This window comes from Rathayibacter sp. VKM Ac-2803, assembly GCF_009807175.1.
Classification (GTDB): domain Bacteria; phylum Actinomycetota; class Actinomycetes; order Actinomycetales; family Microbacteriaceae; genus Rathayibacter.
Map to the genome: position 1 here is coordinate 3,082,469 of NZ_WUCD01000001.1, position 15,875 is coordinate 3,098,343.

Sequence of the window (15,875 nt, forward strand, 5' to 3'; positions counted from 1 at the left end):
GTCAGATCTTCTTCCTCGAGTAGAAGGGGAGGGCGGTGACGGTCATCGGGAGGCGGCTGCCGCGGATGTCGACGGAGAGAGTCGTGCCGGGCTGAGCCTGGGTCGGGGCGACGTAGGCCATCGCGATCGGGACGCCGAGGGTGGGCGAGAGCACGCCGCTCGTGACGACCCCGATCGGGTCGGTCGCGTCGTCGGAGGCGTACACGCGGTAGTCGGCGCGGGCGGCGCGGCGGCCCTCGCCGGTCAGGCCGACGAGCACGGGGGCCTCGCCGGAGGGCCCCTCCTCGCTCGCGGCGCGTCCGACGAAGTCGATCGGCTTGCCGAGGGCGACGACGCGGCCGAGCCCGGCCTGCGCGGGGAAGACCTCCCGCGAGAGCTCGTGCCCGTAGAGCGGCATGCCCGCCTCGAGCCGGAGGGTGTCGCGCGCGGCGAGGCCGGCGGGGACAAGGCCTGCGCCCGCTCCCGTCTCGGCGAGCGCCTGCCAGAGCGACGGCGCGGTCTCGGGCGCGACGTAGATCTCGAAGCCGTCCTCGCCGGTGTAGCCGGTGCGCGCGATCAGGATGGGGTGCGCCTCGAAGGTGCCGGGGACGGCCCGGTAGTAGCGGAGCTCCTCGAGCAGCCGCGCGGCGTCGTCGGTGTCGAGCACCGACTCCGCTCCGCGCTCGGTCTCGATCGCCAGGCCCTGCACGTTCTGCAGGATCTCGAGCGAGCGGGGCCCCTGCAGCGCGATCAGCGCGACATCGTCGCTCTCGTCGAAGAGCTCGCACTCGAACATCGCGGTGCGGTCGCGGAGCTGCTCGGCGACGACGTGGCGGTTGGCGGCGTTCGCGACGACCATGAAGCGGTCCTCGCCGGTGCGGTACACGACGAGGTCGTCGATCACGCCTCCCGTGCGGTCGAGGAGGAGCGTGTACTTGGCACGTCCCACGGCGACGGCGGAGAGATCGCTCGCGAGGGCGTAGTCGAGGGCGTCCACCGCCTCCGGGCCCACGACCAGGATCTCGCCCATGTGCGAGAGGTCGAAGAGTCCGGCCGCGGTGCGGACGGCGTGGTGCTCGGCGAGATCGCCGGAGTAGCGGACCGGCATCTGCCAGCCGGCGAAGTCGGTGAAGGACGCGCCGGCCGCGACGTGCACCTCGTGGAGGGGCGAGTAGCGCGGTTCGGTGCTCGGCGCGGTGGCGTCGGGCGAGTCGATCGCGATGCCGCCGGTCTCAGGGGCGCCGGTCGCTTCTTCGGGGTTCTCTGGGGACATGGGAGTTCTCCATTTCGTCGCAGTGCTGCGCACGCGCCCGCACAGGTCGATGGTGCGAGGCACAGCAGTGCCGTGGGAACTCCCCCTCTGTCGCGGTGCCTGAGAGATTCGCGCCGTCCGCGAGGACTGAGCGCTTTCACCATCGGCGGATCCCGGGATCGGATCGCTTTCCAGAGTGGCCAGTTCGACGCGGTACAAGACCTGAGAGATTGGCGGGGAGGCTTGCTCCTTCGGTGCCGACCGGAGTCGGCTCTCCCGCGTCGCGTATGCGGCCCGGTATTCGGTTGTGCGGTCAGCCTAGCGGGGGCGGCGGCGCGGGCGCACGGCGTTTGGTGTTCGGGTCCGGATGACACTAAGCTCATTCCAGCAGTTAGGGTCACGACGACTTTTAGTAGGGACACCCCGTGGAGACAGACGCTCAGCCGCAGCTCGCGGTGTCGACCGTGATCTTCGCGCTGCGCCCGCACCCCGTGACGGGTGCGAGCACGGTGTGGATCCCGGTCGTGCGTCGGATCCGCGAGCCGTTCGAGGGGCTCTGGGCTCTGCCCGGCGGACCCCTGCGCCCCGACGAGGACCTGGCGGAGGCGGCCCGCCGCACCCTCCGCGAGACCACCGGCCTCGGCCCCCGCTACCTCGAGCAGCTCTACGCCGTCGGCGGCACCGACCGCTCCCCCGGCGAGCGCCGCGTCGTCTCGATCGTCTACTGGGCGCTCGTGCGCACCTCGGAGGCGGACGAGGCGATCGTCGGCGAGAACGTCACCTGGCTCTGCACCGACCTGCCCCTCGAGCTCGCCTTCGATCACGGCGTGATCGTCGAGTACGCGCTCTGGCGGCTCCGCAACAAGATGGAGTACTCCCGCATCGCGCACGCCTTCCTCGGCGAGACGTTCACGCTCGCCCAGCTGCGCGAGGTGCACGAGGCCGTGCTCCAGAAGCCCCTCGATCCGGCGAACTTCCGCCGCACGATCGAGGCCTCCAAGACCGTGGTTCCGACCGAGCAGCGCCTGACGGGCACCCGTCACCGTCCGCCCCGGCTCTACCGCTACGACGGGTCAGTGGCACTCGTCGACAACGGTCCGCTCCCCGTCTGAGAGCCCCGTCAGTCCGCACCATCCGAGGAGACACCGTGACATCGGTCGACAGCACCATCCAGCTCATCGAGCGGGGAGCCCCCGGCGCGACCTGCGCCCCCGAGCTCGCCGACGCACCCTGGTCGTTCGACCTCGGCTTCCCCGCCTACGGCCCCGGCGCCTCCCAGGCCGACCCGATCCCGGCCGAGGCGCCGGTGCAGGGCCGTCTGCCCGACGAGTACACCGCGGCGAGCGCCGACGAGCTGCACCGCCGCATCCTCGCGGCGAAGGAGACCCTCGGCGACCGCGTCGTCGTGCTCGGGCACTTCTACCAGCGCGACGAGGTCGTGCAGTACGCCGACTTCGTGGGCGACTCGTTCCAGCTGGCGAAGGCGGCGAAGGGCCGCCCCGACGCCGAGGCGATCGTCTTCTGCGGCGTGCACTTCATGGCCGAGACGGCCGACATCCTGTCGCGTCCGGAGCAGGCCGTCATCCTCCCGAACCTCGCCGCCGGCTGCTCGATGGCCGACATGGCCGACATCGACTCCGTCGAGGACGCCTGGGCCGAGCTGACCGAGCTCTACGGCACCGAGCCCGACGCCGACGGCCGCGTGCCGCTCGTCCCGGTGACCTACATGAACTCCTCCGCCGCTCTGAAGGCTTTCTGCGGGCGCAACGGCGGCGTGGTCTGCACCTCCTCGAACGCCGCCACGGTGCTCGAGGACGCGTTCGCGCGCGGGCAGCGGGTCCTCTTCTTCCCCGACCAGCACCTCGGCCGCAACACGGCGAAGGCGATGGGCGTGCCGCTCGAGCGGATGCCGATGTGGAATCCGCGGAAGCCGCAGGGCGGCTCCGACACCGCGACCCTGCTCGACGCGCAGGTCATCCTCTGGCACGGCTTCTGCTCGGTGCACAAGCGCTTCACGGTCGCGCAGATCGAGAAGGCGCGCCTCGAGCACCCGGGCGTCCGCGTGATCGTGCACCCGGAGTGCCCGATGGCGGTCGTCGACGCGGCGGACGAGTACGGCTCGACCGACTACATCGTGAAGGCGATCGAGGCGGCGCCCGCGGGCACCACCTTCGCGATCGGCACCGAGATCAACCTCGTGCAGCGCCTCGCGGCCCAGTACCCCGAGCACACGATCTTCTGCCTCGACGACGTGGTCTGCCCCTGCTCGACGATGTACCGCATCCACCCGGGCTACCTCGCCTGGGTGCTCGAGGGTCTCGTCGAGGGTCGCGTGCTCAACCGCATCAGCGTCGACGACTCCGTGCAGGCCGAGGCGCGCGTCGCCCTCGAGCGGATGCTCGCCGCCGTGCCGCCCACCGGCCCCGTCGCGGCGGCCTGACGTGTCTCGCGTCGTCGTCGTCGGCAGCGGCATCGCCGGACTCGTCACCGCGCTGCTGGCCTCGCGCCGGCACGAGGTCGTTCTCGTGAGCAAGGGCGAGCTCGCGGAGTCGAACACGCGCTACGCGCAGGGCGGGATCGCGGTGGTCACCTCCCCCGCCGACTCCGTCGCTCTGCACATCCAGGACACCCTCGCTGCGGGAGCCGGGCTCTGCTCGCGCTCGGCCGTCGAGGTGCTCTGCGGTGAGGGGCCGGCGGCCGTCGCCGCCCTCCGGGAGTGGGGCGTCGGCTTCGACCGCGACGGCGACGAGCTCGCTCGCGGGCTCGAGGCGGCGCACTCGCGGCCGCGGGTCCTGCACGCCGGAGGCGACGCGACCGGCGCCGCGATCGAGGCTGCCCTCGTCGCGGCGGTGCGCGCCGCCTCCGGTGTCACGATGCGGGAGCACACCGCGCTCGTCGACCTCGTGCGGCCGGGCGATGCGGTAACCGGAGTCGACCTGCTGCGCGACGGACGGGTCGAGCGCATCGACGCGGACGCCGTGGTCCTCGCCACGGGCGGGGCGGGGCGGCTCTACCGCCACACCACCAACCCGGCCGTCGCGACCGGGGACGGACTCGCTGCGGCGATCCGCGCGGGGGCGCAGACGGCGGACCTCGAGTTCTACCAGTTCCACCCCACGGCGCTCGCGAGCGGGTTCCTCGTCTCGGAGGCGGTGCGCGGCGAGGGCGCCGTGCTGCGTGACGCCTCGGGCGAGCGCTTCATGACGGCGGTGCACGCCGACGCCGAGCTGGCTCCGCGGGATGTCGTGGCGCGCGCGATCGCCGAGCGGATGCGCCTCCAGGGCGGGCTGCCCGTGCATCTCGACGCGCGGGCGATCCCCGCTGAGGTTCTCGCGCGCCGGTTCCCGACGATCTCGGCCGCGTGCCGCGCGGGCGGGCTCTCGCTGGCCGACGACCTCATCCCCGTGACCCCCGCCGCGCACTACTGGATGGGCGGGATCGCGACCGACCTCGACGGGCGGACGAGCCTCCCGGGCCTGTACGCCGTGGGCGAGGTCGCCTGCACGGGGGTGCACGGGGCGAACCGCCTCGCGTCGAACAGCCTGCTCGAGGGCGCGGTGTTCGCCCGGCGCGCGGCCGCGGCGCTCGATCGGGCGGCCGTCGCCGCCTCCGTCGCCGGCGAGCCCCGGACCGTGGTGCCGGTCGCACTCGACCGCGCGGCCCTGCAGGCCGCGATGTGGACGGGCGCCGGGCTCTCCCGCGACGCGGCCGGGCTCGAGGAGGCGCGCGACGCGCTCTCCGCCGGCGCTCCCACTACTCTCACGCTCGAGACGCTCGAGAACGCGAACCTCCGCACCGCCGGGCTCGCGCTGATCGACGCGGCCCTCGCCCGCGCCGAATCGCGCGGCGCCCACCACCGCACCGACCACCCCGACACCTCCGCGACCGCCTACCGCGTCGCCGGCACGAGAAAGGTCGCCGTCACGTGCTGACCCGTCAGAGCATCGAACGCCTCGTCACCCTCGCCCTCGAGGAGGACGCGCCCTGGGGCGACCTCACCTCGGACACGCTGATCCCTCCGGATGCGACGGCGTCGGCGCAGCTGGTCGCCCGCGAGCCCGGCATCTTCAGCGGCGGTGCGGTGCTGCTGGGCACCTTTCTGCAGGCCGACTCGCGGATCCGCATCGCCGACATCGCCGAGGACGGCGCGCGCTTCGACACCGGTGCCGTGCTGGCCCGGATCGACGGGCCGGCCGGCGGCGTGCTGCGCGGCGAGCGCGTCGCCCTCAACCTGGTGCAGCGGATGAGCGGCATCGCCACGCTCACCGCGCGCTACGTCGCCGCGGTCGAGGGCACGCGTGCGCGGATCGTCGACACCCGCAAGACCACCCCCGGGCTGCGGGCCCTCGAGCGGCACGCGGTGCTCAGCGGCGGCGGGTACAACCACCGCTTCTCGCTCTCGGACGCGATCCTCGCCAAGGACAACCACCTCGCGATCCTCGCGGAGCGCGGAATCGACCTCACCACCGCCCTGCGCGCCGCACGCGCGACGGTCTCGCACACGACGCACATCGAGGTCGAGGTCGACCGGCTCGACCAGGTCGAGGCGGCGATCGCGGGCGGTGCCGACACGATCATGCTCGACAACTTCACGCCCGAGCAACTGGCGCAGGGCGTCGCGCTCATCGGCGGCCGAGCCGTGGTCGAGGCGAGCGGAGGCGTCAACCTCGAGACGGTCCGCGCCATCGCCGAAGCGGGGGTCGACGTGATCTCGGTCGGCGCACTGACGCACAGCGTCCGCTCGCTCGACCTCGGGCTCGACATCGCCGTGTCCTCGGCGCCGGCGTGATCTACCTCGACCACGCGGCCTCCTCCCCCGTGCGGCGCGAGGTGCTCGGGGCGATGTGGCCGTTCCTGACCAGCGAGTACGGCAATCCGTCGAGCAGCCACTCGCTCGGCGACTCGGCCGCCCGGGCACTGGAGGAGGCGCGCGGACGCGTGGCCTCCTTCCTGGGCGGGCGCGCCTCCGAGACGCTCTTCACGTCGGGAGGGACGGAGTCGATCAACACGGCCGTCAAGGGCATCGCGCTCGGCGACCCGCGCGGGCGGCACGTGGTGGTCTCGGCGATCGAGCACGAGGCCGCGGTCGAGTCGGTGGACCACCTCCGCCGCCTGCACGGCTTCGAGGTGTCGGTCGCTCCGGTCGACGCCTCGGGGCGGCTCGACCTCGCGGCTCTGGCGGCGCTCCTCCGGCCCGACACGTCGCTGGTCTCGATCGTCGCGGCCAGCAACGAGATCGGGACGGTGCAGGACGTCCCCGCCGTCGCCGCGCTCTGCCGGGAGCACCGCATCCCGCTGCACGTCGACGCGGTGCAGGCGGCGGGCTGGCTCGACCTGACGGCGTTCGGCGCCGACGCCGTCTCGATCTCGGGACACAAGCTCGGTGCGCCGAAGGGGGTCGGCGCGCTGATGCTGCGGAGCCGCCTGCCGTTCGAACCGCTCGTCCACGGCGGCGGGCAGGAGCGCGAGCGGCGCTCGGGAACCGAGAACGTCGCGTTCGCGGTCGCGCTCGGAGCGGCGGTGCGGCTCGTCGACGCCGAGCGCGCACCCCGGATCGCCGCGGTCCGCGACGCCTTCGCGGCACGGGTGGCGGCGCTGGCGCCCCGGGCGGTGCCGACGGGATCGGCCGCGCACCGCCTCCCCTCGATCGCCTCCTACGTCGTACCGGGGCGCAGCGGCGAGTCGATCCTGCTGGCGCTGGAGGAGCGCGGGGTCGTCGTGTCCAGCGGCTCGGCGTGCGCGGCGGGTCGCGACGAACCGTCGGCCGTGCTGCTGGCGCTCGGGCTGGAGCCGGTCATGGCGCAGACGGCCGTGCGCTTCAGCTTCGGCGCGGAGTCGACGCTCCCCGAGGCGGAGGCGGCGGCCGACGCGTTCGCGGCGGTGCTCGCGGGCTGAGGCTCCCGACACGCCGGATGCTCGACGGATGTCGGCCGTTCGGGAATGTCGGAGGTGCCCGGCAGTGTTCTGAGCCTCGTACCACTCGTCGCATCGACGTCCAGCCAGGCGATGCGCCCCCTCACGACGATCCCCCCACGACCGGAGACTCACCTGTGACCGAGCGCACCCTCACCGACACGCGGCCCGCCGCCCCCGACCGGTCGACGGCCCTCGACCCCAAGAGCCGCCTCGTCATCAGCCTGCTGCTGGTGTCGGCGTTCGTCGTCATCCTCAACGAGACGATCATGAGCGTGGCCCTGCCCGATCTCATGGCCGACTTCGGCATCGAGGCGCACGTGGGCCAGTGGCTCTCGACGGCGTTCATGCTGACGATGGCGGTCGTCATCCCGATCACGGGCTACCTGATCCAGCGGCTGAGCACGCGCACGCTGTTCACCGCCGCGATGACCCTCTTCAGCATCGGTACGCTGTCGGCCGCGCTCGCACCGAGCTTCGCCGTCCTGCTCGCCGCGCGCGTGGTGCAGGCCGGCGGCACGGCGATCATGATGCCGCTGCTGATGACGACCGTGATGACCCTCGTCCCGCCGGCGATCCGGGGCCGGATGATGGGCAACATCTCCATCGTGATCTCGGTCGCCCCCGCGGTCGGGCCCACCATCTCGGGCGTCATCCTCAACTTCCTCAGCTGGCGCTGGATGTTCTGGATCGTCCTGCCGATCGCGATCGGCGCGCTGCTACTCGGGCTCCGCAAGGTCGAGAACGTCACCGAGCCCCGCTCGATCCCGATCGACGCGCTCTCGATCGTGCTCTCGGTCTTCGGCTTCGGCGGCCTCGTCTACGGCCTCAGCAGCCTCAGCGAGGGCGGCGACGCGATCGTCGCCCCATGGGTGCCGTTCGTCGTCGCGGCCGTCGGCCTGCTCGGCTTCGTGCTGCGCCAGCTCTCGCTTCAGAAGACCGACCGCGCCCTGCTCGATCTGCGCACCTTCACCTCGGCCAACTTCACGATCGTGATCGTCATGATGGCGATCAGCATGTCGGCGCTGTTCGGCACGCTCATCCTGCTGCCGCTCTACACGCAGAACGTGCTGGGGCTGACCCCGCTCGAGACGGGCCTGCTGCTGCTCCCGGGTGGGCTGCTGATGGGGCTCCTCGCGCCGTTCGTCGGTCGCGCGTTCGACCGGTTCGGCCCGCGCGTGCTGCTCGTGCCCGGCTCGATCGTCGTCGCCACCGCGCTGTGGGGCTTCACCACGCTCGACGAGGACTCGACCTCGTGGTTCATCCTCGCGCTGCACGTGGTGCTGAGCCTCGGCCTCGCGTTCGTCTTCACTCCCCTCTTCACGGCGGGCCTCGGCTCCGTCCGGCCCAGGTTCTACTCGCACGGCAGCGCGATCATCGGCACGGTCCAGCAGCTCGGAGGCGCGGCCGGCACAGCGCTGTTCGTCACCGTGCTCTCGATCCAGTCGGCCGCACTGGCCCGTGACGGCGCCGACCAGGTCGTCGCGACGGCCGGCGGCATCCACTCCGCGTTCGTCTGGGGTGCATCCATCGCGACGGCGGCCATCATCGCGGCCTTCTTCGTACGACGCCCGGCCGAGTCGGACGCTCCGCTGCCCGTCGGCCACTAGGCTGCCGCGAGCGCGGAGGCGGTTCGGCGCGATCGGCGGCTGTTCACCTCCGCGACACCGGGCCGCTCTACGGTGACGCCCCGGTCGCCGCGTCGGATCGCGGGTCCGGAACGGAGACGACACGTGGGTGGAACGAGCACCGGCAATCCTCAGGACCTCCTCGACGCCGGAGCGCTCGCGACGCCTCCGCGGACGCTGGTGGACGTCCTCCGCGACACCGCGGAGAGGCACCCCGACGCCTCCGCCCTCGAGGACCCGGCCGGTGCGCTGAGCTACCGGGAGCTCCTGGCCCGCGTCGTCGGCACGGCCGGCGAGCTCACCGCCGCCGGAGTCCGCCGCGGTGATCGGGTCGGCGTCCGGATGGCGAGCGGCTCCCGCGAGCTGTACCTCGCGATCCTCTCGATCCTCGCCGCCGGCGCCGCCTACGTGCCCGTCGACGCCGACGACCCGGAGGAGCGGGCGCAGCTCGTCTTCGGCGAGGCCGCCGTCGTCGGCGTCATCACCGGCTCGGGGCGCTTCGAACGGAGCGAGGGCGAGCCCACCCGCCTCTTCGCCGGCTCGGCGCCGCACCCCAGCACGGCCTCGATCCCGCTGCTGCAGCCGCCCACCCTCGACGACGACGCCTGGATCATCTTCACGTCGGGCTCGACCGGCACCCCGAAGGGCGTCGCCGTCACCCACCGGTCGGCCGCCGCCTTCGTCGACGCCGAGGCGCGGCTCTTCCTGCAGCAGGAGCCGCTCGGCCCGGGCGACCGCGTGCTGGCGGGTCTCTCGGTCGCCTTCGACGCCTCCTGCGAGGAGATGTGGCTCGCCTGGCGCCACGGCGCCTGCCTGGTGCCCGCCCCGCGCTCGCTGGTGCGGAGCGGCATGGACCTCGGCCCGTGGCTGACCACCCACGGCATCACGGTCGTCTCGACCGTCCCGACCCTCGCCGCCCTCTGGCCCGCGGAGTCGCTCGAGAACGTGCGTCTGCTGATCTTCGGCGGCGAAGCCTGCCCGCCCGAGCTCGGCGAGCGCCTCGCGGTCGACGGCCGCGAGGTCTGGAACACCTACGGTCCGACCGAGGCCACCGTCGTCGCCTGCGCCGCCCCGCTCGGCGGCGAGGGTCCGGTGCGCATCGGCCTCCCCCTCGACGGCTGGCGCCTCGCCGTCGTCGACGCCGAGGGCGCGCGCGTCGGCGAGGGGGAGGTCGGCGAGCTGGTGATCGGCGGAGTCGGGCTCGCCCGCTACCTCGACGCCGCCAAGGACGCCGAGAAGTACGCCCCGGCTCCGACCCTCGGCTGGGACCGTGCCTACCGCTCGGGCGACCTGGTGCGGTTCGAGAGCGCCGGGCTCGTCTTCCAGGGCCGCGCCGACGACCAGGTCAAGCTCGGCGGCCGCCGCATCGAGCTCGGCGAGGTCGAGGCCGCCCTCCAGGCGCTTCCCGGAGTCGCCGGAGCCGCCGCTGCCGTCCGCACGACGAGCGCAGGCAACCAGGTGCTCGTCGGCTACCTCGCCCTGCCCGACGGGCGCGCACTCGACCGGGATGCGGCGCTCGCGCGGCTCCGAGAGGAGCTGCCGGCCGCTCTCGTACCCCTCCTGGCGGTCGTCGCCGAATTGCCGACGCGCGTGTCGGGCAAGGTCGACCGCGCCGCGCTGCCGTGGCCGCTCGAGGGCGGTACCGAGGACGACTCCGCCCTCGACCCCGAGACCGCCTGGCTGGCCGCGCGCTGGCGCGAGGTGCTCGGTGTCCCCGTGGACGAGAAGGCCAACTTCTTCGATCTCGGCGGCGGCTCCCTCGCGGCGGCGCAGCTGGTCGCGCGGATCCGCGAGCGCGATCCCGAATTCACCGTCGCCGACGTCTACGCCCACCCGCGGCTCGCAGCGATGGCGTCCGAGATCACCGGCCGCGCGACCGGACTCTCCGAGGTCTCCGACCACCGCATCGCCCCGGTCCCCCGCCGCATGCGCGTGCTGCAGACCCTCCTCGGCGCCCCGCTGCTCGTCCTCGGCAGCGCCCGCTGGCTGACCGCGATCCTCACGGTGACCGCGATCCTCGACCTGCTGCCCGGCTTCGACTGGCTGCCCACCGTCTGGCTCGCCGTGCTGATCCCCGCCTTCGCGCTGTTCTGCACTCCGTTCGGGCGGATGGGCCTCACCGTCGTCGCGGCCCGGCTGCTGCTGCGCGGCGTGCGCGCCGGCGATCATCCGCGCGGCGGCGGGGTGCACCTCCGGCTCTGGCTGGCGGAGCAGATCGCGCACCAGCTCGGCGCGGTGAGCCTCGCCGGAGCGCCCTGGGTCGCCTACTACGCCCGCGCGCTCGGGGCCCGCATCGCCGACGACGTCGACCTGCACTCGCTCCCGCCGCTGACCGGCATGCTCACACTCGGTCGCGGGGCCGCGATCGAGCCCGAGGTCGACCTCTCGGGCTACTGGATCGACGGCGACGTCGTCCGCGTCGGCGCCGTGCGCGTCGGCGCCGGCAGCACCGTCGGCGCTCGGAGCACGCTGCTCCCCGGCGCCCGGATCGGCAAGAACGCGCAGATCGAAGCCGGCTCGGCCGTCTTCGGCCGCGTGCCCGCCGGTCAGCGCTGGGGCGGCTCCCCCGCCCAGCGCCTCGGCAAGGCCAATGCCGGCTTCCCCGCCGAGCGGCCGCCGAAGCGCACTGCCTGGGTGTGGGCGTACGGCGTCTCAGCCGTCGGTCTCGCCGCCGTCCCAGTCCTCGCCTTCGGCGCGGGCACCGGAGTCGTCGCGATCGTCACGCAGGGATCGAGCGGTCTCGCGGAGGCGGTGCCGCGCGCCCTCGCCGCACTCGTCCCCGCCGTCTTCGTCACCGGCCTCGTGCTCGCCGCGCTCGTCGTTGCCTTCGTCCGCCTCCTCGGGCTCGGCGTCGACCGCGGCACCTATCCCGTGCGCGGGCGGATCGGCTGGCAGGTCTGGTCGACCGAGCGCCTGCTCGATCAGGCGCGCACGCTCCTCTTCCCCCTCTACTCCGGCCTGTTCACCCCGGTCTGGCTGCGCCTGCTCGGAGCGAAGGTCGGCCGCGACGTCGAGGCCTCGACCGTGCTTCTGCTGCCCGCGATGACGACGATCCGCGACGGCGCGTTCCTGGCCGACGACACCCTGGTCGCCTCCTACGCCCTCGGCGGCGGCTGGATGCGGCTGGCCCGCGCCGAGATCGGCGAGCGCGCGTTCCTCGGCAACTCGGGGATGGCGGCCCCCGGGCACACCGTCCCCGCGGGCGGCCTCGTCGCCGTGCTCTCGTCGGCACCGCGCAAGTCGAAGGCCGGCTCGTCGTGGCTGGGCTCGCCTCCGGTGCGCCTGCGACGGACCGTGGTCGAGGCGGAGTCGGCGCGCACGTTCCGCCCCGCCACGCGGCTCCGCATCGCCCGCATCGTCTGGGAGCTGCTGCGCTTCGTGCCGGTCGTCGTCTCGGTGGCGATCGGCTTCGGAGTCGTCGTGAGCCTGCTCGCGCTGGTGCAGACGGTCGGTGCGATCGTGACGACCCTGCTCGGCGGCCTGGTCCTGCTGGTCGCGGGCGCGGTGGCCGCGGCGGTCTCGACGGCGGCGAAGTGGCTGCTGATCCAGCGCGTGCGGCCGAGCGAGCATCCGCTCTGGTCGTCCTTCGTCTGGCGCAGCGAGCTCGCCGACACCTTCACCGAGATGGTCGCCGCTCCCTGGTTCGCCCACGCGGCGGCCGGCACTCCCGCGCTCGTCTGGTGGCTGCGCAGCCTGGGCGCGCGCATCGGGCGCGGCGTCTGGTGCGAGAGCTACTGGCTCCCGGAGGCGGATCTCGTCGAACTCGGCGACGGAGCGGCCGTGAACCGGGGCTGCGTCGTGCAGACGCACCTGTTCCATGATCGAATCATGAGCATGGATCTCGTGAGTCTCGACCCCGGTGCGACCCTCGGCCCGCACAGCGTGATCCTGCCCGCGGCGCGCATCGCCGCGCACGGCACGGTCGGGCCCGCCTCCCTGGTCATGCGCGGCGAGCTCGTGCCCGCCGGCAGCCGCTGGAGCGGCAACCCCATCGGACCGTGGCGCGACGTGCGCGTCGGCGACTACCACGCGCCCGTCGCGTGAGCCCCGCGCAGACAGGACTCGAGACCGCCGGCGACCCGTACCTCCCCGGTATCGGCAACACCGGCTACCGCGTCGAGTCGTACGACCTCGACCTCGACTACCGGGTCGCGACGAACCGGCTCGCCGCTCGGGCGACCCTGCAGATCGTCGCACTGCAGCCGCTGCGCCGCTTCTCACTCGATCTGAGCCGCCTGCGGGTGACCCGCGCTCGCGTCGCCGGGCGCAAGGCGCGCACCGAGCAGACGGCGCACAAGCTGAGGATCACGCCCGCCGAGCCGCTCGAGGCGGGCGAGTCGTTCGTGCTCGAGATCGAGTACGGCGGCCACCCCGGGCCACGCGTCAGCCACTGGGGCGAGCTGGGCTGGGAGGAGCTCGCCGACGGCGTGCTCGTCGCCTCGCAGCCCTCCGGCGCGTCGACCTGGTTCCCCTGCAACGACGACGTCGCCGAGAAGGCGCCGTACCGGATCCGCATCACCGCCGAGGAGGGCTACTCGGCCCTCGCGAACGGCGTGCTCCTCGAGACCAGCGGGCGCTCGGGCCGGCGGACGTGGCTCTACGAGCAGCGCGAGCCGACCGCGACCTATCTGGCCTCGGTGCAGATCGGCCGCTACGTCATCGAGGACCGCATCCTGGCGGGAGTCGCGGTGAGCATCGCCCGCCCGGCCGCGCTGGCCCTCCGGGTGGCCCGCGACTTCGCTCCGCTCAGCGACATGATCGCCTTCTTCGAGCGCGTCTTCGGCCCCTACCCGTTCGCCCGCTACACGGTGGTCGTCACGGCGGACGTGCTCGAGATCCCGCTCGAGGCGCAGGGCATGGCGATCTTCGGCGCGAACCACGCCGACGGCCGCGGAGGCTCGGAGCGGCTGATCGCGCACGAGCTCGCCCACCAGTGGTTCGGCAACAGTGTCGGCATCGCGAGCTGGCGGCACATCTGGCTCAACGAGGGCTTCGCCTGCTACGCCGAGTGGCTGTGGTCGGAGGAGTCGGGCGGCCCGTCCGCCGACACGCTGGCCCGGCGCCACCACGCGCTCCTGCGCTCCCAGCCGCAGGACCTCGTGCTCGGCGATCCCGGCCCGGTTGCGCTCTTCGACGACCGCGTCTACAAGCGCGGTGCGCTGACGCTGCACGCGGTGCGCCTCCGGGTGGGCGACGCCGTCTTCTTCGCGCTGCTGCGCGCGTGGGCGTCACGGCACGCCTCCGCGACCGTCACCGACGAGGACTTCCGCGAGCTCTGCGCCGAGCTGACCGACGGCGTCGACGACCTGCTCGACGCGTGGCTGCTCGACGAGGCGCTGCCCGCGCTGCCGACCGCTCGCTGACGCCTGCTAACGGCCGCCCGCCGGCACCAGCGACTCCGCCAGCGCATCGGCGTCCTCGCGGCGCCAGCCGATGATCGGCCCGACGCTCCGCCCCTCGATCGGCCCGAGCGCGACGCTCACGCGGAACGCCGGGTCGAGCTGCGGCTCGGCCAGCCGGTAGCGCGCCTGGTCGATCCGCGCCTCCGCGGACAGACGCGACTCGTGGATCCGGACCCGGCGCGGGTCGACCTCGAGCCCGCGGCCGTCGGCCTTCAGCGCCGCCTCGACCCGCGTCCAGTGCAGGATCGGGTCGGCCGGCCGCATCGCTCCCATCGAGAACGGCGCCCCGGCGACCTGCGTGATGCGGGCGCCCCGATCGGCCGGCCCCTCGACCGGCTCGATGTCGACGCCGACGGTCCCCGCGCTGCTCGCCGCGACCACGACGGCACCGGCGCAGTGCGCGATGCTCACCGACAGCCGTGCGAGCGCCGCATCGGGCCCCTCGAGTGCCGGGCGGCCGTGCGGCCCTCCGCAGCTCGCGCAGCGCGCCACCACGCTGATCGCGGTCGGATCCCCGGCCGTCAGCTCGGCCGCCAGCAGCCGCAGCAGCACCCGCCCGAAGACGAAGCGCTCCGCGATCGCGGCCGACACCGTGCTCCGGTAGCGCTCGCACTCGAGCGCCGTCAGGAGAGGCAGCAGCGACTCGGGGTCGAGACTCTGCTCCTCCAGTGCCAGCCAGCGCAGATGCACGCCGGGCAGGTCGAGGCCGTGCTCCCTGTCCTCCACTCCGCGCTCCCCCCTGTCGTACCGCCGCCCCCCGGCCGGCACTACCGTGCCGTCGCGACGTGCTCGCCGCGCTCGTAGACCTCGGACGCGGAGCCGACGATCAGCGGGTCCGGTCCCTGCGGCGAGACGACCTCGTCGTCACGGCCGTCGTACTCGTAGAGGCTCAGCACGTAGCGCATCGCCTCGAGTCTCGCGCGCTTCTTGTCGTTGCTCTTGACGATCGTCCACGGCGCGTCGGAGGTGTCGGTCGCGGCCATCATCGCCTCCTTCGCCGCCGTGTAGTCGCCCCACTTGTCGAGCGAGGCGAGGTCCATCGGCGAGAGCTTCCACTGCCGCACCGGGTCGATCATGCGGATCGTGAAGCGCGTGCGCTGCTCCTCCGCCGAGACCGAGAACCACAGCTTGACCAGGTCGATCCCGTCGCCCGTGAGCATGCTCTCGAACAGCGGGGTCTGGCGGATGAACTCGTCGTACTGCTCCGGCGTGCAGAACCCCATCACGCGCTCGACGCCGGCGCGGTTGTACCAGGAGCGGTCGAACAGCACGATCTCTCCCGCGGCGGGGAGGTGCGAGACGTAGCGCTGGAAGTACCACTGGGTGCCCTCGCGCTCGGTCGGCTTCTCGAGCGCAACCACGCGGGCTCCGCGCGGGTTGAGGTGCTCGGTGAAGCGCTTGATCGTGCCGCCCTTGCCCGCGGCGTCGCGCCCCTCGAAGACGACCACGAGCCGGCGGCCGTTCTTCTTGATCCAGTTCTGCAGCTTCAGCAGCTCGATCTGCAGGAGGCGCTTGCCCGCCTCGTACTCCTCGCGCGACATCCGCTCGTCGTAGGGGTAGCCCTCGCGCCAGGTGTCGATCTGCGTGCCGTCGCGGCGGAGCAGGACGGGATCGTCGTCGTCCTCGTCGAGCACGACGAGATCCCGGGCGTCCTCGGGAGTCAGCGTGCGCAGGAGCTCGGGTGTGGGGATCAGCTCGGTC

The 15,875-nt window shown here is 73.2% G+C and carries 11 protein-coding genes and 2 riboswitches; of the genes, 8 read left to right on the forward strand and 3 right to left on the reverse strand.

Annotation, left to right across the window (positions count from 1 at the left end; genetic code table 11):
• Window position 1 precedes the first annotated feature (1 nt).
• The gene (gene gcvT, locus GRS96_RS14415) at window positions 2–1,252 is read right to left on the reverse strand and encodes a glycine cleavage system aminomethyltransferase GcvT (RefSeq protein WP_159988813.1); all 1,251 of its coding nucleotides are present in this window, start codon (window positions 1,250–1,252) and stop codon (window positions 2–4) included.
• Between the two features lie 80 nt (window positions 1,253–1,332).
• A riboswitch (glycine riboswitch) is annotated at window positions 1,333–1,431 on the reverse strand.
• A gap of 1 nt (window position 1,432) precedes the next feature.
• Window positions 1,433–1,520: riboswitch (glycine riboswitch) on the reverse strand.
• 136 nt (window positions 1,521–1,656) lie between these two features.
• Here gcvT and GRS96_RS14420 point away from each other — a divergent pair.
• The 8 genes from GRS96_RS14420 to GRS96_RS14455 all read left to right on the forward strand — a co-directional run bounded on the left by GRS96_RS14420 (window position 1,657) and on the right by GRS96_RS14455 (window position 14,135).
• A complete protein-coding gene (locus GRS96_RS14420; protein ID WP_159856447.1) occupies window positions 1,657–2,343 on the forward strand; it encodes an NUDIX hydrolase in 687 nt (228 codons plus the stop codon).
• A gap of 35 nt (window positions 2,344–2,378) precedes the next feature.
• Complete coding sequence (gene nadA / locus GRS96_RS14425) at window positions 2,379–3,671, forward strand: quinolinate synthase NadA (protein WP_159856449.1); 1,293 nt, start codon at window positions 2,379–2,381, stop codon at window positions 3,669–3,671.
• A gap of 1 nt (window position 3,672) precedes the next feature.
• Window positions 3,673–5,163, forward strand: coding sequence for an L-aspartate oxidase (nadB, locus tag GRS96_RS14430; RefSeq protein ID WP_159988814.1), 1,491 nt, complete (start codon window positions 3,673–3,675; stop codon window positions 5,161–5,163).
• The gene (gene nadC, locus GRS96_RS14435) at window positions 5,157–6,020 is read left to right on the forward strand and encodes a carboxylating nicotinate-nucleotide diphosphorylase (protein ID WP_159988815.1); all 864 of its coding nucleotides are present in this window, start codon (window positions 5,157–5,159) and stop codon (window positions 6,018–6,020) included. Before nadB ends, nadC begins: the two co-directional genes overlap by 7 nt.
• Entirely contained in the window at window positions 6,017–7,126 is a 1,110-nt protein-coding gene (locus GRS96_RS14440) for a cysteine desulfurase family protein (protein ID WP_159988816.1), read from the forward strand. The genes nadC and GRS96_RS14440 overlap by 4 nt, the downstream gene beginning before the upstream one ends.
• 155 nt (window positions 7,127–7,281) lie before the next feature.
• Complete coding sequence (locus GRS96_RS14445) at window positions 7,282–8,754, forward strand: DHA2 family efflux MFS transporter permease subunit (protein WP_236553633.1); 1,473 nt, start codon at window positions 7,282–7,284, stop codon at window positions 8,752–8,754.
• Between the two features lie 123 nt (window positions 8,755–8,877).
• Window positions 8,878–12,816, forward strand: a complete 3,939-nt coding sequence (locus tag GRS96_RS14450; protein ID WP_235021974.1) for a Pls/PosA family non-ribosomal peptide synthetase — start codon at window positions 8,878–8,880, stop codon at window positions 12,814–12,816.
• Window positions 12,813–14,135 (forward strand): M1 family metallopeptidase, encoded by a 1,323-nt coding sequence (locus tag GRS96_RS14455; protein WP_204162092.1) that lies wholly within the window; start codon window positions 12,813–12,815, stop codon window positions 14,133–14,135. The genes GRS96_RS14450 and GRS96_RS14455 overlap by 4 nt, the downstream gene beginning before the upstream one ends.
• A gap of 6 nt (window positions 14,136–14,141) precedes the next feature.
• Here GRS96_RS14455 and GRS96_RS14460 read toward each other — a convergent pair whose 3' ends face one another.
• Both GRS96_RS14460 and ppk2 read right to left on the reverse strand, forming a co-directional pair.
• Window positions 14,142–14,900 (reverse strand): 4'-phosphopantetheinyl transferase family protein, encoded by a 759-nt coding sequence (locus tag GRS96_RS14460; protein ID WP_159988818.1) that lies wholly within the window; start codon window positions 14,898–14,900, stop codon window positions 14,142–14,144.
• 41 nt (window positions 14,901–14,941) lie between these two features.
• Complete coding sequence (ppk2, locus tag GRS96_RS14465; RefSeq protein WP_159856940.1) at window positions 14,942–15,868, reverse strand: polyphosphate kinase 2; 927 nt, start codon at window positions 15,866–15,868, stop codon at window positions 14,942–14,944.
• Between the last annotated feature and the right edge of the window lie 7 nt (window positions 15,869–15,875).

What these genes read in the sequence shown, in the direction of transcription:
- gcvT (WP_159988813.1), bottom strand. Translation starts at nt 1,252, where the DNA reads ATGTCCCCAGAGAACCCCGAAGAAGCGACCGGCGCCCCTGAGACCGGC.